21 protein-coding genes are annotated in these 21,435 nt (G+C 37.4%); 19 read left to right on the top strand and 2 right to left on the bottom strand.

Translation table 11 applies throughout. From position 1 onward, the window contains the following. Nucleotides 1-25: 25 nt before the first annotated feature. The 7 genes from aroD to JKP73_RS00900 all read left to right on the top strand — a co-directional run bounded on the left by aroD (nt 26) and on the right by JKP73_RS00900 (nt 7,276). Nucleotides 26-793, top strand: a complete 768-nt coding sequence (gene aroD / locus JKP73_RS00930; RefSeq protein ID WP_160806605.1) for a type I 3-dehydroquinate dehydratase — start codon at nt 26-28, stop codon at nt 791-793. Between the two features lie 152 nt (nt 794-945). Continuing rightward, a complete protein-coding gene (locus tag JKP73_RS00925; RefSeq protein WP_200410804.1) occupies nt 946-2,313 on the top strand; it encodes a sigma-54 interaction domain-containing protein in 1,368 nt (455 codons plus the stop codon). 258 nt (nt 2,314-2,571) lie between these two features. After that, nucleotides 2,572-3,267, top strand: a complete 696-nt coding sequence (locus JKP73_RS00920) for a CoA transferase subunit A (RefSeq protein ID WP_021289045.1) — start codon at nt 2,572-2,574, stop codon at nt 3,265-3,267. A 19-nt stretch (nt 3,268-3,286) separates the two neighbouring features. Further along, a complete protein-coding gene (locus JKP73_RS00915; RefSeq protein WP_038243036.1) occupies nt 3,287-3,961 on the top strand; it encodes a 3-oxoacid CoA-transferase subunit B in 675 nt (224 codons plus the stop codon). 19 nt (nt 3,962-3,980) lie between these two features. Further along, nucleotides 3,981-4,757, top strand: coding sequence for a 3-hydroxybutyrate dehydrogenase (locus JKP73_RS00910; RefSeq protein ID WP_038243037.1), 777 nt, complete (start codon nt 3,981-3,983; stop codon nt 4,755-4,757). Nucleotides 4,758-4,777: 20 nt separating this feature from the next. Then, on the top strand, nt 4,778-5,956 hold the full coding sequence (locus JKP73_RS00905; RefSeq protein WP_038243039.1) for a thiolase family protein: 1,179 nt from the start codon (nt 4,778-4,780) through the stop codon (nt 5,954-5,956). A 36-nt stretch (nt 5,957-5,992) separates the two neighbouring features. Further along, nucleotides 5,993-7,276: a GntP family permease gene (locus JKP73_RS00900; protein WP_038243040.1), complete on the top strand. Its 1,284-nt coding sequence runs from the start codon at nt 5,993-5,995 to the stop codon at nt 7,274-7,276. An 84-nt stretch (nt 7,277-7,360) separates the two neighbouring features. Here JKP73_RS00900 and JKP73_RS00895 read toward each other — a convergent pair whose 3' ends face one another. Then, nucleotides 7,361-8,008 carry a hypothetical protein gene (locus JKP73_RS00895; protein WP_021289040.1) on the bottom strand — a complete coding sequence of 216 codons (648 nt, stop codon included), beginning with the start codon at nt 8,006-8,008 and terminating at the stop codon, nt 7,361-7,363. Nucleotides 8,009-8,161: 153 nt separating this feature from the next. On the opposite strand from JKP73_RS00895, the gene JKP73_RS00890 reads away from it, so the two are divergent. The 4 genes from JKP73_RS00890 to JKP73_RS00875 all read left to right on the top strand — a co-directional run bounded on the left by JKP73_RS00890 (nt 8,162) and on the right by JKP73_RS00875 (nt 11,822). Further along, a complete protein-coding gene (locus tag JKP73_RS00890) occupies nt 8,162-9,088 on the top strand; it encodes a fumarylacetoacetate hydrolase family protein (protein WP_021289039.1) in 927 nt (308 codons plus the stop codon). 230 nt (nt 9,089-9,318) lie between these two features. Next, the gene (locus tag JKP73_RS00885; protein WP_021289038.1) at nt 9,319-9,669 is read left to right on the top strand and encodes a DUF485 domain-containing protein; all 351 of its coding nucleotides are present in this window, start codon (nt 9,319-9,321) and stop codon (nt 9,667-9,669) included. Further along, a complete protein-coding gene (locus tag JKP73_RS00880) occupies nt 9,666-11,195 on the top strand; it encodes a solute symporter family protein (RefSeq protein ID WP_021289037.1) in 1,530 nt (509 codons plus the stop codon). The genes JKP73_RS00885 and JKP73_RS00880 overlap by 4 nt, the downstream gene beginning before the upstream one ends. 333 nt (nt 11,196-11,528) lie before the next feature. Next, nucleotides 11,529-11,822 carry a DUF2087 domain-containing protein gene (locus JKP73_RS00875; RefSeq protein ID WP_021289036.1) on the top strand — a complete coding sequence of 98 codons (294 nt, stop codon included), beginning with the start codon at nt 11,529-11,531 and terminating at the stop codon, nt 11,820-11,822. A 253-nt stretch (nt 11,823-12,075) separates the two neighbouring features. On the opposite strand, the gene JKP73_RS00870 is transcribed toward JKP73_RS00875, so the two are convergent. Beyond that, complete coding sequence (locus tag JKP73_RS00870) at nt 12,076-12,465, bottom strand: ribonuclease HI family protein (protein ID WP_021289035.1); 390 nt, start codon at nt 12,463-12,465, stop codon at nt 12,076-12,078. A 150-nt stretch (nt 12,466-12,615) separates the two neighbouring features. On the opposite strand from JKP73_RS00870, the gene rpoN reads away from it, so the two are divergent. From rpoN to eno, 8 genes are all read left to right on the top strand, one after another. Then, nucleotides 12,616-13,902, top strand: coding sequence for an RNA polymerase factor sigma-54 (gene rpoN, locus JKP73_RS00865; RefSeq protein WP_021289034.1), 1,287 nt, complete (start codon nt 12,616-12,618; stop codon nt 13,900-13,902). 1 nt (nt 13,903) lies between these two features. Continuing rightward, nucleotides 13,904-14,152 (top strand): glutaredoxin family protein, encoded by a 249-nt coding sequence (locus JKP73_RS00860; protein WP_021289033.1) that lies wholly within the window; start codon nt 13,904-13,906, stop codon nt 14,150-14,152. A 196-nt stretch (nt 14,153-14,348) separates the two neighbouring features. Next, nucleotides 14,349-15,371: a sugar-binding transcriptional regulator gene (locus JKP73_RS00855; protein ID WP_021289032.1), complete on the top strand. Its 1,023-nt coding sequence runs from the start codon at nt 14,349-14,351 to the stop codon at nt 15,369-15,371. Between the two features lie 47 nt (nt 15,372-15,418). Continuing rightward, nucleotides 15,419-16,426: a type I glyceraldehyde-3-phosphate dehydrogenase gene (gene gap / locus JKP73_RS00850; RefSeq protein ID WP_021289031.1), complete on the top strand. Its 1,008-nt coding sequence runs from the start codon at nt 15,419-15,421 to the stop codon at nt 16,424-16,426. Nucleotides 16,427-16,582: 156 nt separating this feature from the next. Next, nucleotides 16,583-17,764, top strand: coding sequence for a phosphoglycerate kinase (locus tag JKP73_RS00845; protein WP_021289030.1), 1,182 nt, complete (start codon nt 16,583-16,585; stop codon nt 17,762-17,764). A 21-nt stretch (nt 17,765-17,785) separates the two neighbouring features. Beyond that, nucleotides 17,786-18,544 carry a triose-phosphate isomerase gene (gene tpiA, locus JKP73_RS00840; RefSeq protein ID WP_038243043.1) on the top strand — a complete coding sequence of 253 codons (759 nt, stop codon included), beginning with the start codon at nt 17,786-17,788 and terminating at the stop codon, nt 18,542-18,544. Further along, nucleotides 18,541-20,076 carry a 2,3-bisphosphoglycerate-independent phosphoglycerate mutase gene (gene gpmI, locus JKP73_RS00835; protein ID WP_021289028.1) on the top strand — a complete coding sequence of 512 codons (1,536 nt, stop codon included), beginning with the start codon at nt 18,541-18,543 and terminating at the stop codon, nt 20,074-20,076. The genes tpiA and gpmI overlap by 4 nt, the downstream gene beginning before the upstream one ends. Nucleotides 20,077-20,102: 26 nt before the next feature. Beyond that, complete coding sequence (gene eno, locus JKP73_RS00830; RefSeq protein ID WP_021289027.1) at nt 20,103-21,389, top strand: phosphopyruvate hydratase; 1,287 nt, start codon at nt 20,103-20,105, stop codon at nt 21,387-21,389. Nucleotides 21,390-21,435 lie beyond the last annotated feature (46 nt).

Raw genomic sequence — 21,435 nt, 5'->3', positions numbered from 1 at the left:
TAATACGTTAATGGGGGAGAAAAAGTTGAATATTGTATCTGTAAAAAATGTACAAATTGGTACAGGTATCCCGAAAGTCATTATACCTTTGATGGCGGCTACAACACATGAATTAAAGATAGAAATCCAAGAAGTGAAAAAAGAAAATCCGGATATGGTTGAATGGCGAGCAGATGCTTTAATAGAAGGGGATAAGCTAGAAACGGTAATCCATGTGCTCTCAGAAATAAAAGAAGCGTTGGGTGAAATTCCGTTGCTGTTTACCTTTCGCTCGTACAAAGAAGGAGGGCAGAAGGAAACTAGTTCTTCCTATTATATGAACTTGCTGACAGCGGTAATTGAATCTAAATATCCTGATTTGGTTGATATTGAATTATTTATTGGATCTTCTATCGTTAAGAGACTGGTGAAAAAGGCAAAAGAGCAGCAAATAATGGTCATTATGTCTAATCATGATTTTCAAGCAACACCTGCGAATGAGGAAATAATAAATCGATTAGTTACCATGCAAGAAGCTGGTGCAGATATCCTAAAGATTGCGGTAATGCCAACGTGTATAATGGATGTTTTGCGGCTATTAGCCGTTGCAGAAACGATGAAGACGACTTATGCGAAGCAGCCATTTATTACAATAGCAATGGGTCAAATGGGGTTACTAAGCAGAATTGCTGGAGAAATGGTAGGATCAGCAGCAACATTTGGTTCAGGTAAACAAGCTTCTGCTCCAGGTCAGATTGAAGCTGAAGAATTAAAATATTTACTCGGCAGACTTCACTATCATTCAAAGAATTGAAATGAAAGCAAGCTCCTATAGGTGGATCTTGCTTTTTTACTAGCAACATATTCGCCAAGAGGATTTTACAGAAAATAGCTGTTATTTAGAAATGAATTTCGTTGACATTCCAATTATAATATAACTAATAACATGGAAATGAGGAGTGTGTCATGACAACCTTAACATCCCATTATAAAGATGAGATTTTTGAAACCGTTTTCGAGAATGATTACCATTGCTTTGTGGTTGTTGATGAGGATGGTATAGTAACTTACATGAATAAAAGCTATTGCCGTTTTCTTGAGATGGATAAGCAGGAAGTTATTGGTAAGCATGTCACAAACGTGATCGAAAATACGCGGATGCATATCGTAGTCCAAACAGGTAAGGAAGAAATAGCAGATCTTCAGTACATTCGCGGTAACCATATGATTGCCAATCGAATTCCAGTTCGTTCCAATGGAAATGTAGTAGGTGCAGTAGGAACGGTTCTGTATCGAGATACAAAAGAATGGATGCTTATGAATAGTCATATTAAAGATTTGTTGCTGGAAATAGAACATTATCGCAATCAATTAAAGGAACAACATGGTATTACGTATTCGCTTCATGATATAGCTGGAAGCTCTAAGCAAATGAGTGATTTAAAAGAAAAAATAAAGAAAGTTTCCCCTGGAGATGTCTCGATACTTCTCAGAGGAGAAAGCGGTACGGGAAAGGAATTGTTTGCTCATAGTATCCATCATTTAAGTGAACGAAATACAAAGCCATTTGTAAAAGTGAATTGTGCAGCAATTCCTGAACACCTAATTGAATCGGAACTATTTGGTTATAAAGAAGGAGCGTTTACTGGAGCAAAAAGAGGCGGAAAACTAGGTAAGTTCCAATTAGCGGATGGAGGAACATTGTTTTTAGATGAAATTGGTGATATGCCATTGAGTGCACAAGTGAAAATCTTACGAGTCCTGCAAGAAGGAGAGATAGAATCAATTGGTTCAGAAACGCCTCAGAAGATTGATGTGAGGATTATCGCTGCAACCAATCAGCCATTAGAGGAGTTAATGGAGACCCAACGATTTAGAGAGGACTTGTTCTATCGAATCAATGTCGTTCAACTATTTATTCCACCATTACGTGAAAGACCGGATGACATTCGTTTGATTTCAAAGTTTATTCTCCACAAAGTGAGAAAACGTACAGGCAAGCGCATAATGGATATTGATTCAGCAGCTATGAGTCAACTTACTCATTACAGCTGGCCAGGAAATATTCGTGAATTGGAAAATGTAATTGAATCAGCCATACATTTAACCAATCAGGAGAGAATTAGTGTAGATGATCTACCAGATCGATTGCGTTCACAAATCAACACAGTGAAACAAACTGGTAACTTAAAAGAAATATTGGAGAACGCAGAAAAAGCAGCAATTCAATATGCAATTGAAAAAGCAAAAGGAAATAAAGAAGCCGCGATGAAAACCTTAGGAATAAAGAAATCCAGTCTATATGAAAAACTAAAAAAGTATGTTATATCCTAGTTCCGATTTTCCGGAAAAGATTCCACCTTTTCGGAATCATTGGTAGGATACTGAAAACAGTAAGTGCTTACATTATTTATATAACTGATATGAACCAATTTTCCATTCTTGTGGAAGATTGGTTTTTTTATTAATCAAATTGTAAAAAAGGAATTATCCTTTGTTATGCAGATCCATTTCAAATGGAAGACAGTGGTTAAGCAATAAAAATTATTTGGCATAATTTTTGCTATATATGAGGGAAAGGGGTGTTAAGGGATGAAGGAAATATATCAAACCTTTACAGAAGCTATAGAAAAAATGGAAGATGGAGCAACAATTATGGTAGGAGGCTTTGGCTTGGTAGGAATTCCGGAAAATCTTATCTTGGCTTTAGTTGAATCCAATGTAAAGCATTTAACGGTTGTTTCGAATAATTGTGGAGTCGATGACTGGGGGTTAGGTTTATTATTAAAAAATCATCAAATTGATCGAATGATTGGATCATATGTAGGGGAAAACAAAGCATTTGAACGCCAAGTATTATCGGGAGAATTAAAGGTGGAACTTGTCCCTCAAGGAACGCTATCAGAAAGAATTAGAGCAGGTGGAGCCGGGATTCCAGGATTTTATACGCCTGCAGGTGTTGGCACACCTTTAGCTGAAGGAAAGGAAATTCGGAGTTTTGAAGGAAAAGACTATTTGCTTGAGACTGCGCTCAAATCCGATTTTAGTCTTATTAGAGCAGCGATAGGGGATAAACACGGGAATTTACAGTATGCAAAAACAGCACAAAATTTCAATCCAATGATGGCTGCAGCTGGTAAGGTAACAATTGCTGAAGTCGAGCAGGTAGTGGAAACAGGTAGAATAGATCCAGCATATATCCATACACCAGGAATATATGTAGATGGCATAATTGAAGGGAAACAGGAGAAAAGAATTGAAAGATTAACGGTACAACAAGAAGATTAGTAATAGGGAGGTAATCATGATGTTAAAACAATTTGATAAGGTATCCACAAGAGAAAAAATCGCAATAAGAGCTGAGCGTGAAATTGTAAGCGGTTCCTATGTTAATCTAGGAATTGGCATGCCAACAAAGGTAGCCAATTATATTCAAGCTGATAAAAAAGTTATTCTTCAATCAGAAAATGGTTTGCTTGGAATAGGAAGGTTTCCGGATAAACATGAAGTTGATCCAGACTTAATTAATGCGGGGAAGGAAACGGTGACAGCTGTTACTGGCGCAGCTTATTTTAGCAGTGCAGAGTCTTTTGCAATGATTCGTGGAGAACATTTAGATCTTGCCATTTTAGGTGGTATGGAAGTTTCTGAATCGGGTGATTTAGCAAATTGGATGATCCCAGGAAAAATGATTAAAGGAATGGGAGGGGCTATGGATATTGTTCACGGTGCAAAAAAAATAGTTATTATTATGGATCATTTGACAAGGCATGGGGAACCCAAAATCTTAAAAGAATGCCAGTTGCCATTAACCGGAAAAAATGTAGTGGATCGAATTATTACAGATCGAGCGGTTATTGACGTCACCAAGGATGGCTTTGTTTTACAAGAAACGGCGCAAGGATGGACAATAGATGAAGTAAAGGAATCAACAGGTGCTAAGCTCCATGTAAGCAAACAGCTAATTGAAGAAGCGTTTTAAAAAATGGGAGGAACTAAAAATGGTAGAGAATCAAGTAGTATTTATTACTGGTGCAGCAAGTGGAATTGGTTATGAAATTGGTGTCGCGTTTTTAACAAGTAATGCTTCCGTTGTTTTTACAGATATAAATGAAACAAAGGTTAATGAAGTAGTAAATAAATTGAAGGAACAAGGCTATGATTGTCTCGGATTAACATGTGATGTAACAAATGAGAATCAACTAAAACAGGCAATAGATCAAACAGTTAAGCATTATGGAAGACTTGATGTTCTCATTAATAATGCTGGTTTGCAGCATGTATCTCCCATCGAGGAATTTCCGACAGAGAAGTTCGAGTTTATGACTAAGGTAATGCTAGTAGCACCGTTTGCTGCAACGAAGCATGTCTTCCCAATCATGAAGCAACAAGGAAGTGGACGGATTATAAATATATCTTCGATTAATGGGGTTATTGGATTTGCGGGTAAAGCTGCTTATAACAGTTCCAAACATGGAATAATTGGACTAACAAAAGTTGCAGCTTTAGAAGGTGCTTCAGATGGCATAACGGTGAATGCTGTTTGTCCAGGTTATGTGGATACACCATTGGTTCGTAATCAACTGGAGGATCTGGCAAAAACGCGAGATGTTTCTCTGGAGAAAGTGTTGGAAGAAGTTATTTATCCTCTGGTTCCACAAAAGCGGTTATTGTCCGTGGCAGAAATTGCGGACTATACCATCTTCCTAGCAAGTGATAAGGCGAAAGGTGTCACTGGGCAGGCGATCGTTATTGATGGCGGCTATACAGCACAATAATTAAGAGAGGAGTAACAGACATGGAAAATGTTTATCTATTAGAAGGCGCAAGAACTCCATTTGGTACTTTTGGTGGAGCTCTTAAAGATATTGATCCAACGGAGCTTGGAGTGATAGCAAGCAAAGAAGCACTCAATCGAAGTAAAATGGATGCTAGTTCAATTGATTTCACTGTTATGGGAAATGTGATTCACTCAGCTAAAAACGCCCCTTATTTAACGAGACATTTGTCGTTGCAAACGGGCATTCCATTAGAAAGTCCATCCCTAACTGTGAATCGATTATGCGGTTCTGGGCTACAAGCGGTTATCAATGCTGCGCAATCAATTCAATTACAAGAAGGACAGGCAGCACTGGCTGGTGGAGTTGAAAATATGAGTTTAGCCCCATATGCATTGAGAGGCAGCAGGTTTGGTTCAAAATTAGGAACACCCAAAATGGATGACATGCTTTGGGCGGCTCTTACCGATGAATATATTGGAGCAGGGATGGGGGTAACTGCAGAAAATTTAGCGAAAAAATATGATATTTCCCGAGAAGCTCAAGATGCGTATGCATACGAAAGTCATCGTCGTGCAGCTGAAGCAAGGAATCGAGGGATATTTACCGATGAAATTGTCCCCGTTGAGGTGAAAACAAGAAAAGGAATGTCCCTAATGGATACCGATGAACATATTCGAGAAGATACAACGATGGAGCGATTAGCAAAACTAAAGCCTTCTTTTACATCAGATGGTACGGTAACTGGGGGAAATGCAAGTGGTATTAATGATGGAGCAGCAGCTGTTGTGTTAGCAGGAGAGCAATTTGTTCAGGAAAACAGTTTAAAACCAATAGCTAAAATTATTTCATGGGGGATAGCTGGAGTAGATCCTTCTATTATGGGAATAGGCCCTGTTCCTGCTATGAAAAAAGCATTGGCGAATGCAGGATTATCGTTGTCAGACATTGATCTCTTCGAAGTGAATGAAGCTTTTGCAGCACAGTATTTAGCCGTAGAAAAAGAACTGGGGCTAGATCGAGATAAAGTCAATGTAAATGGCGGTGCAATTGCTTTAGGGCATCCAATTGGTGCTAGTGGAACGCGTGTATTATATACACTTATTAAAGAACTGCATCGTAAAAACAAAACGCATGGCATGGCGTCATTGTGCATTGGCGGAGGTCAAGGAATAGCCATGATAGTAGAAGTTATGTAATCAGTTAACAAGAAGAAAATAGGGGGGGGATTGTTCATGATCGGTATCATTCTGGGGTTGATTGTATTAATGCTGTTAGCCTACTTAGGGTGGTCAATTATTTGGGTAGCACCCATTGCAGCAGGAGTGGTTGCATTAACAGGAGGATTAGACTTGCTCGATGCATACAAAGATACATACATGGGGGGATTTGTATCTTTTGCTAAGCAATGGTTTCCTGTGTTTATGTTAGGTGCGATATTTGGAAAGCTAATGGAAGATACAGGGATGGCTAGATCCGTTGCAGTTGCTTTAACGAAAATTATTGGTACAAGGCGTGCGATCTTGGGGGTATTAGTATCATCAGCAGTTTTGACTTATGGAGGGGTTAGTTTATTTGTAGTGGTGTTTGCCGTTTATCCACTAGCTTTAACATTATTTCGTGAAGCGAATATAAGCAGAAGGCTAATTCCTGCAACAGTTGCATTAGGTGCATTTACATTTACGATGACTGCATTGCCAGGAACACCTCAAATTCAAAATTTAATTCCTATGGATTACTTTCAGACAAGTGCCACAGCTGCACCAATAATGGGGATTATTGCAGCTTTAATAATGGCTGGCGGTGGTTATTTTTATCTAAGCTGGCGAGAGAAAAAATTAACAAAGAATGGAGAAACCTATACAGAGCCGAAAGAGAATAATATCGAAAATAAGGAAGCACCCACACCGAATTTTATATTATCTCTTTTACCATTATTAGCCGTTCTCATTACCTTAAATGTTTTCAAATGGGATATTGTTATTGCCTTAATTTCGGGTATTACCCTGCTATTATTTTTAAATCTACACAAAGCAAAAAGTTTTGTTAAAGCGATTAATAATGGTGCTACAGGGTCAGTGATTGCTATTATAAATACAAGTGCGGCAGTTGGATTCGGAACTGTGGTAAAAGTTGTACCAGGATTTGAGAAACTAACCGAAATCCTAATGGGCATCAAAGGAAACCCGTTAATTTCAGAAGCAGTTGCTGTCAATGTGCTGGCTGGAGCAACTGGGTCAGCCTCAGGAGGGATGGGAATTGCCCTTGAAGCATTGGGGTCAAAATACTACGAAATTGCTATGAATACCGGTATTTCACCGGAAGCATTTCATCGTATCGCTTCATTGTCATCCGGTGGTCTAGATGCGCTGCCACATAATGGAGCTGTTTTAACCTTGCTGACCATTACTGGTATGTCCCATAAAGATAGTTATAAAGATATTTTTGTAGTAGCTGTTTTGATTCCAGTAATATCTGTAATTGTAGCCATTATTTTAGCTTCGCTAGGTATATTTTAATAAATAGCAGGTACAGGAAAAACCCTGTACCTGCTATTTATGTCACCTGCAAAAAAGAAAAACCATTTCGATAGAAGTTTTTTGTTATTTATTGTCAGTCCTTTTCAATCTTATTAGCGGAACTTGTATTACTTTTTTCTTATATAAATACGCAATCCCATTTAATATAAACGCAGGTACTTTTTTAGGGCTGTATTTCCTAAAATACATACGTGAGAACATAAATTTAATATCATCCCATTGATGATCGTGTGAGAGCTGTCGAAAACGAGCAACATCAATTAATTTTATATTTCCTTCTGGGGTTAAAATAATATTTCGTAAATGAATGTCCGAGGGATTTAACCCTTGCTGTTTAGCGAGTTTTAAAGCAAAGTCTGCCTCTTTTATATTTTCTTCTGTTAATGGAATGCCAAGTGTTAAACAGTCATATAATGTGTATCCATTAATATAATCGATTAGTAGATAATTTTTTCCGGATTGATATAATTTAGGGAAAAAAGAGTTTTCATTTAATAATTGATAAATTTCTGCTTCCTCTGATGCAATGTGTTCGTATTCTGGTGGAAAGACTTTGAGGGCCTTGGAAGTAGACTTGATTTTAAAGACAACCGCACTACGTCCTACACCAATAACTTCTAATGATGGATGTTTCTCAGCAACGGTTAATGATTGTTTTTCATTCTGTATGTTAACACTCTCTGCTAACTCAATAATCGTATTGGTGTCCAAGTTTTTACCCTCCTTGTACAATATCTTATATAACATTATATAAAAAAAGAACGATAATTTCCTGTTTAAACTATACCTAGACAATAGGAGGAATTCCCTGTATTTTTAAAATATTACAATGGTTTGCCTTAAAAAGGAAAGGAGTGTAAGGAAATGAAGTTAGTGAATTATCAGTTGAAAGAATTGGATGAGTCGAGAGTTGGCTGCCTAATTAATGATCAAGTATTGGATTTACAAGATGCATACAAACAGTATCTGATCTCCGTACATGAGGAGAAGTCAGTAGACCAATTAGAACAAGAACTTCCATCTAATCCGCAACATTTTTTTACAAGAGGTATCCCAGCAATTGAGAAAGCGCAAAAGGCATTAAACTATAACTTAGAGCAAGAAGCAATAGAGTTACGAATGAACCGAGAAGAACTACGGTTAGAAACTCCAGTTCCTTCTCCTTCAAAAATTATATGTATTGGAAAAAACTATGCTGATCATGTAGAAGAAATGAAGGGAGATATTCCAGAGTTTCCTGTATTGTTTGCCAAGTACGATAATGCATTAATTGGACCAGAAGCTTATATTGAAAAGCCTGCGTTTACAAAAGAACTTGACTATGAAGTAGAACTCGCAGTGGTAATTGGAAAAGAGGCATCAAAAGTACTCAAGGATGAGGCATTTCAGTATATCGCTGGATATACCATTGGAAATGATACAACAGCTAGAGACCTACAAAAACGGACACCGCAATGGCTACAAGGAAAGACGTTAGATCGGTCTACACCTATTGGGCCATGTATAGTAACTACTGATGAAATAACAGATCCTGCGAACTTACAGATTAAATCATTTGTAAATGGTGAGGAACGACAATCATCGAATACAAGTAATCTCATATTCGATATCCCATTTCTTATCCAGTTTATATCAAGACTGATAACATTGAAACCAGGGGATATCATTATGACAGGTACTCCTAATGGAGTTGGCTTTGCTAGAAATCCTGCCCAGTTTCTCCAAGATGGGGATGTAGTAGGAGTTGAAGTTGAACAGATTGGACACATGGAAAATAAAGTAGTTGAATAATCTTTACGATGATAATAACAAAGGCCTTACCAGCATATATGTATGGAAGGCCTTATTTTATTGATAAGTTTATAAGCTATAAGAGTCCCTTGAAGGCATCCAACTATTTTACTAAATTCCGGTTTAATTTTTATAATTTATTGAATATTGTTTTAAATTAGTATACGATTTGGTTATTGAAAAATAAGCCTGCTATTTTAAGTAATAGCAGGAAAAAAGGAGGAAACAATATGAACGTTGGAAGCGATTACAAAGAATTGTCGTATCAAGAAACAAAACCTGATTATCAACAGGTGGCTGAAAGTGCTTCATTTAAGGACTTAATTACAAGACGAAAACGATTTATTATTCCCCTTACCATTTTCTTTTTAGTGTTTTATTTTCTACTTCCAGTTCTAACTTCTTATACTACCTTTTTGAATACTCCAGCGATAGGGGATATATCGTGGGCATGGTTGTTTGCTTTTGCGCAATTTATTATGACTTGGGTTTTCTGCATTATCTATGTGAAGAAATCAGCCCAGTTTGATCGTCAATCGGATGAAATTATTGAAGATCAATTAGGAGGAGAACGAGAATGAATGCGACCGTTATTACATTGTTTTTAGCAATTGTCCTTGCCACACTAGTTATCACATATTACGCTGCTAAAAAAACACAGACGACTGGTGATTTTTATACGGCAGGAGGAGGTTTAACTGGCTGGCAAAATGGACTTGCTATTGCAGGGGACTATTTATCAGCCGCTTCGTTTTTAGGTATTGCCGGAGCAATTGCACTTTATGGTTTCGATGGATTTTTTTATAGCATTGGTTTTTTAATTGCCTACTTAGTTGTAATGTTTTTAGTTGCAGAGCCATTACGGAATTTAGGGAAATACACACTCGCCGATATGATTAATGCACGATTCGATGCTAAAAAAGTAAGAGCGATCGCAGCTTTAAGTACAATTACGATTGTGATTTTTTACATGATTGCACAGCTTGTTGGAGCAGGTGCATTAATTCAGCTATTATTTGATATTGATTATTGGATAGCCGTATTAATTGTTGGAGTCATGATGACAATTTATGTATTATTTGGTGGAATGACAGCTACTAGCTGGGTACAAATAATAAAAGCAGTTTTATTGATGATTGGTACAGTAATCATAGCATTTATGGTATTGGCTAAGTTTAACTTTAATATTCTAGGTATGTTTAGTGAAATGAAAACCGTGACAAGCCATGGCGCTGATTACTTAAATCCTGGCTTAAAGTATAAAGTACCACTCGATACGATTTCATTAATGTTAGCCTTAGTGCTTGGAACAGCAGGATTGCCTCATATCTTGATGCGGTTTTTTACTGTGAAAAATGCAAAAACAGCAAGGAGTTCTGTTGTTACAGCTACGTGGGTTGTAGGGATATTTTATGTACTGACCATCTTCTTAGGGTTTGGAGCAGCTGCTTTTGTAGGAGAAGAGCTTATTACTGCAGCCAATCCAGCAGGGAATATGGCAGCACCATTATTAGCAGAGGCTCTTGGTGGTAATCTACTCATGTCGTTCGTTTCAGCAGTAGCATTTGCAACCATTCTTGCTGTTGTTGCAGGATTGGTTTTATCTGGTGCTTCTGCATTTGCGCATGACATATATGGCCAAATTATTAAAAAAGGAAAGGCCACAGATAAACAACAAATGATTGCTGCACGGTATGCTTCTTTAGGTGTCTCTGTTTTCTCAATTTTATGTGCTTTATTCGCCCAAACCATGAATGTTGCATTTTTGGTGTCGTTAGCGTTTTGTGTAGCCGCTAGTGCGAATCTACCTGTTATCCTTTATACCATTTATTGGAAACGGTTCAATACAACTGGTGCAATTACAGGCATGCTATTTGGTTTACTTTCCGCCATTATCTTGGTATCCATAAGTCCAAATGTATTTTCTCCTACAGAAGGAGCCGCCATATTAGTTGGTGAACCTATTTTTCCACTTACTAATCCAGCTTTAATATCTGTTCCTTTAGGATTTATTGGTGGATACTTGGGAACGGTATTTTCGAAGGAAGCGGATTTAAAACGATTTGCAGAGGTACAAGTAAAAGCAAATACAGGTTATCGAGAGTGAATAACAACGATCAATAATTTCACAAGGAGGAAATCATCCTTCAATGGATTAAGCCAAATTCTATAATAGATCGGTGATTTTATTATGACTTCAGAGGATGAGATATTTAGCTCTTAGTAATTATCGATTTATTCGCTAAACCAACTGAAATAGGCACTGCTCTTTGCGGACGCAGCAATGGCTAACCCGGGAAGTAAAAGCACTTCCACTGGGTGTAGCTTATGAGCTTATAATCCGTGTTGTTCCGCTGGAGTCAGGCCTATTTTCATTCGTTGTGATTAGGATAAAGATATATAGCGAGCATTTATACATTTTCACAAGGAGGGAAAAAGGTTGGATAAACGATATGTTGCAACTATGGAAGAACAAGAAAAGGTGTTACGTACGTTTTTTAAAAAGGGTGCAGATGGACCAATTGAAACATTTCCTAGTAAAGAAAAACGAAAGCTAATTATCTTACAACATATAATCACTCGATTTGATCAAACCAAAAATTATACAGAGAAAGAAGTAAATGATGTACTAAAAAGAATTTATCGTGATTTTGCGATAATTAGAAGATATCTAATTGATTATGGTTTTATGAAACGAAACAAAGATGGATCAAAATACTGGGTAAATGTTTAGGGTAGAGGCACCATATAGCCTGGATTAAAAGTCCGTGTAGAAGATAGGAGTGTCTACAAACTCTCTAAGAAGCTTTAAAAAAATGAATACCTTATTCTTATTATAATCCGTATCCAAGTAAATGTTCTAGGTAGAGGGCAAGTTCAATCTATGGTAGGTATTGTTTTCTGCTCACGGTGAAGGAAGCCGACGGATTAAATTGCAATTTAGGTTTATGCTAGAGGTGGGGACAGGAAGCGTAATTCATTGGGATTCAATGTAAATGAATTGCCTGTCGAGACAATTTATCCGCGTGAATATTTTGCTTTTCAGGAATCCATTTTATAAAGAAATAAGGGAAGTGCTCAGTTTCTGTAAGAATCACTTCTAATAAAGGCATATATTTTGGGTTTCTTGTAAAACGTTTTTCAATTGTCTCTACAACCAATTTGGAATCGGAACGAAACGATAATATTTCATCAGGGAATTGTTCTTTACATATTTCCAATGCTTTTATAACTGCAAAGAATTCAGCTTCATGATTGGAAAGAATGCCTAGTGGAATTGTATACTCAAAGGTTGATTTTCCTTGTTTCATATAAATACCAGCACCACTTTGCCCTGGATCTCCATTGGCTGCACCATCTGTGTATACTTCGATCATAGAAAATCTACCCCTTTTTTAGTCATTCTGAATAGTAAGTATAGCATAGTTTTATGAAGTAAAAAATTTCGCTGTATAAAATAGACTAGAAGGAAAAGCAAATTTGTGTCAAAATAAAAGAAACGGCAGTTGATTTGGGAGAGGGTATGTATGAAATTACAACTTGTTAATGAACAAGTTCTAAAATGGAAGATGAATCAATCCCTTATGCAGTCAATTCAAATTCTGCAATTCTCCAGTATAGAATTAATGGATTATATCAAAGAAGTTGAGAAAGAAAATCCATTAATTGACGAAATCCAATACCAGGATGATTTAACATATTATCATTCATCAGCTGATAATAATACAGCTGCTGGGGAAATTAATGCGAAGGAATTGAACATGTATGAACAACTAAAGAAGCAATTATTCATGCTGGATATTGCCGAGGAAATAAGGCCGTTGGTTTTATTTGGTATCGATTCATTAAATGAAAGCGGTTACCTAGAAGTCGAAATGGAGCTTTGGGCGGAGAAATGTCACTCCACTATAAATCATGTGGAACAGGCGCTTTTGCATATCCAATCATTAGAGCCTGCAGGGATTGGAGCGAGATCATTAAGCGAGTGTATTCGTTTGCAATTGGACACATCCATGCACGATCCACTTTTTTTAGAAGATCTGTTGGAAAATCATCTGGATTGGATTGCTCAAGAAGAGATTCCTACCATTTCATCTAGCTACCAGCTGCCAGAATCTTACATTAGCGAATTGCTTGAAGAAATCAAGAATTGCCATCCTAAACCCGGTCAGCTATTATCTACTAAACAGTCGAGCTACATTATTCCGGAGGCATCTATTTTCAAGGAAAGTGGTAAGTGGGTAGTTACATTCTTTTCATGGGGCTCTCCAACATTACAGCTAAATCAAGATTACAAGCAACTCATGGATAGGGAAAAGCAAACGGTAGATTATCTCAAGAATAAATGGAAACAAGTTGAAGATTTAAAAAAAGCAATTTCGTATCGGAGAAATACGTTAGAGCGCGTAATTCAATGTATTATGGAAAAACAATATCTTTTTTTTGAGAATGGCATCCATTTCCTTCAGCCATTAACATTAAAAGAAATTGCTGATTACCTGGATTTGCATATATCAACAATAAGCAGAGCCATTTCTAATAAATATGTGCAAACACCGAATGGTGTGTTGCCGTTAAATTTCTTCTTACAGACAGGTATTCAGCAGAAAAATGGTTCAAAGACTTCAACCTTTGTTATAAAACGTCTTATCACTGAATTTATTGATAATGAAAATAAACAAAAGCCCTTATCAGATAAAAAATTAATGGATAAACTATACCAAGAGCATGGAATTGAAATAGCACGGAGAACAATTATGAAGTACCGTAAACAATTAAATCTTCCATCCTCTGCTAAGCGAAAGGAAAATTAAGATGAGCCACGTAATATTTTATACAAAAGACCATTGTCCTTTATGTGATGACGCGAAGATGATGCTCGAACTTCTAATGAAAGAATACAAATTTGATATAGAAGAACGAAATATACACCATAATGAAAAATGGTTAGAAAACTATCACTTACGAATACCTTATGTGATTATCGGAGAACATACGATTGATGGTTCACAAATGAATTGGAACACATTAGAGCAAGCATTACAATCGAACGAGCTGGATTGAAATAAGATCAGATCTATGCTTATAATGAGCGTAGAACCCTTGTTAATATAGGGTTTTTGCTTATTATAGTCATTTTGGTTGTGAAATTTTTGATCTTTGCTATAATGAATTTGAAGGAAGGATTAATTTTTTTGATGCTTCCGGGACATAATATAACCATGTGGGACTATTTGTGTCCATGCGAAGGAGTCCTTTAATGAGAGAGTTAATTGAATTACAAAAGAAATTATTGCCAGATGTTTTAGAAATTATGCAGCAACGCTATGCTATTCTGCGTAGCATTGACTTACTTCAACCAATCGGCAGAAGGGGGCTAGCTGAAAACACAAATATTACCGAACGAAGTGTTCGTAGTGAAGTTGATTTTTTTCAGAAGCAGGATTTAATTCAAATTACTGCAAAAGGAATGTTTATCACAGAAGAGGGTAAAGTAATTTTAGAAAAATTAGCTTCATTTATGAGCGAAATTATGGGTTTGCGTGTTTTAGAACAGCAGCTTCAGGATAAATTATCAGTAAGGAGTGCTATTGTAGTACCTGGTAATAGTGATAGCCATGAATGGGTCAAACAAGAAATGGGAAAAGCAAGCGTAGCCTTTTTAAAAACCATCATAGGTGATAACAACACGATCGCAGTTACTGGTGGTACAACGATGGCTGCAGCTGCCAGAATGATGACGGCTTTAACAAACCAAGGCGATCCCTTATTTGTCCCGGCTCGTGGTGGAATAGGGGAAAAAGTAGAAAATCAAGCAAATACCATTGCTTCAGAAATGGCTCGCAAAGCCAATGGAGACTATCGACTACTTTATGTTCCAGATCCATTAAGTGAGTCAGCTTATCAGTCTATTATTCAAGAACCCTCTGTCAACGAAACATTGCAGCAAATAAAAAGTGCAACCATTGCAATGCATGGAGTTGGGGACGCACTAACCATGGCACAACGTAGAAAAACAACGGATGCTATCATTCAAAAGTTAAAAGACAACCATGCTGTAAGTGAAGCATTCGGTTATTACTTTGATGGAGAAGGAAATGTTGTACATAAGGTGCGTACAGTAGGAATTCAACTAGAAGATTTAGAGCGTATGCCTTATGTAATCACCATCGCTGGAGGGAAATCTAAAGCCCGGGCAATAGCATCCTATTTTAAACAAGGCAAGAGCGATCTGCTTATTACAGATGAAGCAGCCGCAGAACAGATTTTAAAGGGAAATTAATCTCTTTAAATATAAATAGTCAAAAACAAATTTTAGGAGGAATATACATGGCAGTAAAAGTAGGAATTAACGGTTTTGGTAGAATCGGACGTAATGTATTTCGTCAAGCTCTAAAAAATGATGAGGTGGAAGTAGTTGCAGTTAATGATTTAACAGATGCTAATATGTTAGCTCACCTTTTACAATATGATTCTGTTCACGGTCATCTTGAAGAAGAAGTGACGGTTAATGGTTCCAATATTGTAGTTGGTGGAAAAGAGATTAAAGTATTATCTGAACGTGACCCTGCTGACTTAGGTTGGGGAGATCTTGGCGTCGAAGTAGTAATTGAATCTACTGGCCGTTTTACAAATGGTGAAGATGCACAGAAACACATTGATGCAGGAGCGAAAAAAGTAATTATCTCTGCACCTGGTAAAAATGAAGACCTTACAATGGTTATGGGTGTTAACGACGATCAATATGACCCTGCTAAACACAACATTATTTCGAATGCATCTTGTACAACAAACTGTCTTGCACCATATGCTAAAGTATTACATGACAAATTCGGGATTAAACGTGGCTTAATGACAACGATCCACTCTTACACAAACGACCAACAAATCCTTGATTTGCCGCATAAAGACTATCGTCGTGCTCGTGCAGCAGCTCAAAATATCATTCCTACAACTACTGGGGCTGCTAAAGCAGTAGGTAAAGTATTACCGGAACTTAATGGGAAGCTAAACGGTGGAGCAGTACGTGTTCCTACTCCAGATGGTTCATTAGTAGATCTTGTAGCAGAATTAGATCAAAATGTAACAGCTGAAGATGTGAATGCAGCATTAAGAGAAGCTGCTGAAGGTGAATTGAAGGGAATTCTTGAATACAGTGAACTACCACTTGTATCAACAGATATTGTAGGTAACACACATTCTTCTATCGTAGATGGTTTATCTACAATGGTATTAGAAGATAATATGGTAAAAGTAATTTCATGGTATGATAATGAAATGGGATATTCTTCTCGTTGTGTGGACTTAGCTGCATTCTTGAAAAAACAAGGACTATAAGAATAGGAGTTGCGGAGGAGGAACCAAATCCTCCTCCGTTTCCATGTGTAAAAATAGCTCTGCTGAATTAAATGAATGATTAATGATCCCACCTGAGGGAATCCCTAATAAATGAGAGTAAATGGTACATATTCCTAAAATTGGGAGGTAGATAAAATGAACAAAAAAACATTGAAAGACCTTGATGTCAAAGGAAAAAAAGTATTTTGCCGTGTGGACTTTAACGTTCCGATGAGTGAAGGTAAAGTAACGGATGATACACGTATAAAAGCTGCACTTCCAACGATTGAATACCTTTCAAATCACGGGGCAATCACCATTTTAGCAAGTCACCTTGGTCGACCTAAAGGCGAAGTAGTTGAAGAGTTGCGTCTAGATCCAGTGGCAGAACGTTTAAGTGATTTAATTGAAAAAGAAGTAGTGAAGACGGATGCTGTATATGGTAATGAAGTCAATGAAGCTATTTCCCAAGTAAGTGAAGGCGATATTATTTTAATTGAAAATGTTCGCTTTGAAGCCGGTGAAGAAAAGAATGGTGAAGATCTTGTAAAAGCATTTGCTAATATGGCTGATTACTATGTGAATGATGCTTTTGGGGCTGCGCATCGTGCACATGCATCTACTACAGGAGTTGCTGAAAAATTACCAGCCGCTGCAGGATTTTTAATGGAAAAAGAAATTGAAGTACTCGGCAAGGCATTAGAAAACCCTGAACGCCCCTTTACAGCAATTATCGGTGGAGCAAAGGTAAAAGATAAAATTAATGTTATTGATCATTTACTTGATAAGGTAGATAATTTGATTATCGGTGGCGGACTAGCCTATACCTTTGTTAAAGCACAAGGATATGAAGTTGGAAAATCCTTGTTAGAAGAAGATAAGATTGAACTAGCGAAAGAATTCATGAAAAAAGCAGAGGATAAGGGAGTCAACTTCATACTTCCAGTAGATGTGATTGTTGCAGACGATTTTTCAGAAACTGCGAATACAAAAGAAGTTGGTATTGATCAAATTCCTGCTGATTGGGAAGCGCTAGATATTGGTACAGAGACAAGAAAGAAATACGCACAGGTAGTGGCAGATTCCAAGTTAATTATTTGGAACGGACCAATGGGCGTATTCGAAATGGAAGCATTTGCTAATGGAACAAAAGCTGTTGCGGATGCATTAGCAACAACAGAAGGTTACACTGTAATTGGTGGTGGAGATTCTGCTGCTGCAGTAGAAAAATTTGATTTAAGTGATAAAATGGATCACGTTTCCACAGGAGGAGGCGCCTCTTTAGAGTTTATGGAGGGGAAAGTACTACCTGGAGTCGAAGCATTAAGTGACAAATAATACGATAATGAGGTGAGACGGATGCGGAAGAAAGTAATCGCTGGAAATTGGAAAATGAATAAAATTGCCACCGAAGCAAATGAATTTGTTGATGAGGTCGCAGCGAAAGTACCTGAAGATAAACAAGTGGAGGCAATTGTTTGTGCTCCATTTCCATTTCTAGCAGCGATTGTGGATAAAACCAAAAATACAAACCTAAAAGTTGCTGCTCAGACGATGCATTATGAAGAAAGCGGAGCGTTCACTGGTGAAGTTAGCCCAACTATGCTTGAAGATTTAGGCGTTTCGCATGTCGTTCTTGGACACTCTGAGCGTAGAGAATATTATAACGAGACAGATGAAACGGTAAACAAGAAAACACATGCTGCGTTTAACCATCATTTGGTTCCAATTGTATGTGTTGGTGAAACTTTAGAACAGCGTGAAGCAAATGAAACAATGGATCATGTAGAGAACCAAGTTACAAAAGCATTAAAAGGTTTATCTAATCAACAAGTAGCAGATACAATCATTGCCTACGAACCGATTTGGGCAATTGGTACAGGTAAAACAGCTACAAGTGATGAGGCAAATGAAGTATGTGCTCATATTCGCCAAGTTATTGGAAAAATTACTTCACCAGAAACAGCAGAAAAAGTGGTTATTCAATACGGTGGAAGTGTAAAACCGGCTAATATTGAAGAATTGTTAGCTCAATCGGATATTGATGGAGCATTAGTAGGCGGAGCTAGCCTTAAATCAGATTCCTTCTTACAATTAGTGGAGGCAGGTACAAAATGAAACAAGATAAATTAGCAGCATTAATCATCTTAGATGGCTTTGCTATTCGAGACGAAGAAAAAGGGAATGCTGTCAAGCAAGCTCGCACCCCAAATTTTGACCGATATTGGAATACCTATGCGCATAACCAATTAACTGCATGTGGAGAAGCTGTTGGACTTCCAGAAGGCCAAATGGGCAACTCTGAAGTTGGTCATTTAAATATTGGAGCAGGGCGTATTGTTTATCAAAGTTTAACACGTGTGAATGTATCGATTAAAGAAGGAGACTTCTTTGAAAAAGAAGCGTTTAAGAAATCAATTGAGAATGCAAAGAAAAATAATAAAGCGCTGCATGTCTTTGGCTTACTATCAGATGGTGGTGTGCACAGTCATATCAATCATTTATTCGCATTATTAAAACTAGCAAAAGATAATGAACTGCAAAAAGTATATGTTCATGCATTTCTTGATGGACGAGATGTCGGTCCACAAACAGCAAAAACATATATTAAACAGACCCAAGAAAAAATGAACGACTATGGTGTTGGAGAATTTGCCACGATTTCTGGTAGGTATTATTCGATGGATCGTGACAAACGCTGGGATCGAGTGAAAAAAGCATATGATGCAATGGTTTACGGTGAAGGGCCAGCATATCAAGACCCAATCGATGTCGTTGATGACTCCTATGCGAATGAAATCTATGATGAATTCGTTATTCCTTCTGTTATTACAGATGAGACAGGTGAAGCAGTAGGGAAAGTACAGGATGGGGATTCCATTATCTTTTATAATTTCCGTCCAGATCGTGCCATCCAAATTTCACGTACGTTTGCTAACGAAGATTTTCGCGAATTTGACCGTGGTGAACATATACCAAAGAATTTAGATTTTGTGATGTTAACAAACTTTAGTGAAACCGTAGATGGTTATGTAGCATATGAGCCAGTGAACTTAGATAATACGATTGGAGAAGTGTTATCGCAACATGGTATGAAACAATTACGGATTGCTGAGACGGAGAAATATCCGCATGTAACATTCTTTATGAGTGGTGGACGTGAACAAGAATTCGAAGGAGAAAAACGAATTTTAATTGATTCACCAAAGGTAGCAACCTACGATTTACAACCAGAGATGAGTGCTTATGAAGTGACGGACGCGTTACTAAAAGAACTTGACACTGGGGAACAAAATGCGATTATCCTAAATTTTGCTAATCCAGATATGGTTGGACATTCAGGAAAACTTCAGCCGACTATTGATGCTATTGAAGCAGTGGATGAATGTCTTGGAAAAATCGTTGATAAAATTAAAGAACTTGGTGGGAATGCCATTATAACGGCCGATCATGGTAATTCCGATGAAGTAATTACTGTAGACGACAAACCGATGACCGCTCATACAACGAATCCAGTACCGGTAATTGTAACGAAACAAGATGTTACCTTACGGAATGGTGGGATTTTAGCAGATTTATCACCAACTTTACTGGATCTATTAGAGATTGAAAAACCGATAGAAATGACTGGCAATTCATTAATAAAATAAAACGAAAACTAAAGGAGAGAATAATTATGCCATACATTACTGATGTTTATGCACGTGAAGTATTAGATTCGCGCGGTAACCCTACCGTGGAAGTAGAAGTATTTACCGAATCTGGAGCATTTGGATCTGCACTTGTACCAAGTGGAGCTTCTACTGGTGAATATGAAGCGGTAGAATTACGAGATGGAGACAAAGATCGTTATCTAGGAAAAGGTGTTCAAAAAGCAGTTCAAAACGTAAATGAAGTGATTGCACCTGAACTACTGGGTATTGATGTTACTCGTCAAAATATCATTGATGCATTAATGATTGAATTAGATGGAACGGAAAATAAAGGGAAGCTTGGTGCCAATGCGATTCTTGGTGTTTCCATGGCAGTAGCGCATGCGGCATCTAGTTATTTAGAAGTGCCATTATACAACTATCTAGGTGGATTTAACGCGAAAACTTTGCCAACACCAATGATGAATATACTAAATGGCGGGGAACATGCTGATAACAACGTGGATATCCAAGAATTTATGATCATGCCAGTTGGTGCAGAATCTTTTAAGGAAGCGTTACGTACCGGTGCTGAAATCTTCCATTCATTGAAAAAAGTATTGAATTCAAAGGGCTATAATACAGCTGTAGGTGATGAAGGTGGTTTTGCACCAAATCTTGGTTCCAATGAAGAAGCCCTACAAACAATTGTTGAGGCAATTGAGGCAGCTGGGTATAAACCTGGGGAAGAAGTAAAGCTAGCTATGGATGTAGCAGCATCTGAAATATACGAAGATGGTAAATACAATTTGAAAGGTGAAGGAGTCGTTCGTACATCTGAAGAAATGGTTGATTGGTATGAAGATATGATTAATAAATACCCAATTATTTCAATTGAAGATGGCCTTGATGAAAATGATTGGGATGGTTTCAAAGTCTTAACAGATCGCCTTGGTGGACGTGTCCAACTTGTTGGAGATGACTTATTCGTAACCAATACGAATAAACTTTCTCAGGGTATAGAAAAAGGTATTGGAAACTCGATCTTAGTTAAAGTAAATCAAATCGGTACGTTAACTGAAACATTTGAAGCAATCGAAATGGCTAAACGTGCTGGTTATACTGCTGTTATTTCACATCGATCTGGTGAAACAGAAGATGCTACGATTGCGGATATTGCTGTTGCTACCAATGCAGGACAGATTAAGACCGGTGCACCATCTCGTACGGATCGCGTAGCTAAATACAATCAATTACTTCGCATTGAAGATGAGCTAGCAGGTATGGGAGAATACGCTGGTAAAACAGCATTCTATAATCTAAACAAATAATCTTATAATAAAACCTCTTGAAGGGTGATGCTTCAAGAGGTTTTTT

Source organism: Virgibacillus salexigens, assembly GCF_014905415.1.
Classification (GTDB): domain Bacteria; phylum Bacillota; class Bacilli; order Bacillales; family Amphibacillaceae; genus Virgibacillus; species Virgibacillus salexigens.
The sequence above is the reverse complement of the archived record's forward strand: the minus strand, read 5'-3'. Positions and strand labels throughout refer to the sequence as shown.

Excerpts from the sequence above, each read along its gene's own strand:
- JKP73_RS00925 (WP_200410804.1), top strand. The coding sequence starts at position 946 with ATGACAACCTTAACATCCCATTATAAAGATGAGATTTTTGAAACCGTT.
- JKP73_RS00920 (WP_021289045.1), top strand. The coding sequence starts at position 2,572 with ATGAAGGAAATATATCAAACCTTTACAGAAGCTATAGAAAAAATGGAA.
- JKP73_RS00915 (WP_038243036.1), top strand. The coding sequence starts at position 3,287 with ATGTTAAAACAATTTGATAAGGTATCCACAAGAGAAAAAATCGCAATA.
- JKP73_RS00910 (WP_038243037.1), top strand. The coding sequence starts at position 3,981 with ATGGTAGAGAATCAAGTAGTATTTATTACTGGTGCAGCAAGTGGAATT.
- JKP73_RS00905 (WP_038243039.1), top strand. The coding sequence starts at position 4,778 with ATGGAAAATGTTTATCTATTAGAAGGCGCAAGAACTCCATTTGGTACT.
- JKP73_RS00900 (WP_038243040.1), top strand. The coding sequence starts at position 5,993 with ATGATCGGTATCATTCTGGGGTTGATTGTATTAATGCTGTTAGCCTAC.
- JKP73_RS00890 (WP_021289039.1), top strand. The coding sequence starts at position 8,162 with ATGAAGTTAGTGAATTATCAGTTGAAAGAATTGGATGAGTCGAGAGTT.
- JKP73_RS00885 (WP_021289038.1), top strand. The coding sequence starts at position 9,319 with ATGAACGTTGGAAGCGATTACAAAGAATTGTCGTATCAAGAAACAAAA.
- JKP73_RS00880 (WP_021289037.1), top strand. The coding sequence starts at position 9,666 with ATGAATGCGACCGTTATTACATTGTTTTTAGCAATTGTCCTTGCCACA.
- JKP73_RS00870 (WP_021289035.1), bottom strand. The coding sequence starts at position 12,465 with ATGATCGAAGTATACACAGATGGTGCAGCCAATGGAGATCCAGGGCAA.
- rpoN (WP_021289034.1), top strand. The coding sequence starts at position 12,616 with ATGAAATTACAACTTGTTAATGAACAAGTTCTAAAATGGAAGATGAAT.
- JKP73_RS00860 (WP_021289033.1), top strand. The coding sequence starts at position 13,904 with ATGAGCCACGTAATATTTTATACAAAAGACCATTGTCCTTTATGTGAT.
- JKP73_RS00855 (WP_021289032.1), top strand. The coding sequence starts at position 14,349 with ATGAGAGAGTTAATTGAATTACAAAAGAAATTATTGCCAGATGTTTTA.
- gap (WP_021289031.1), top strand. The coding sequence starts at position 15,419 with ATGGCAGTAAAAGTAGGAATTAACGGTTTTGGTAGAATCGGACGTAAT.
- JKP73_RS00845 (WP_021289030.1), top strand. The coding sequence starts at position 16,583 with ATGAACAAAAAAACATTGAAAGACCTTGATGTCAAAGGAAAAAAAGTA.
- tpiA (WP_038243043.1), top strand. The coding sequence starts at position 17,786 with ATGCGGAAGAAAGTAATCGCTGGAAATTGGAAAATGAATAAAATTGCC.
- gpmI (WP_021289028.1), top strand. The coding sequence starts at position 18,541 with ATGAAACAAGATAAATTAGCAGCATTAATCATCTTAGATGGCTTTGCT.
- eno (WP_021289027.1), top strand. The coding sequence starts at position 20,103 with ATGCCATACATTACTGATGTTTATGCACGTGAAGTATTAGATTCGCGC.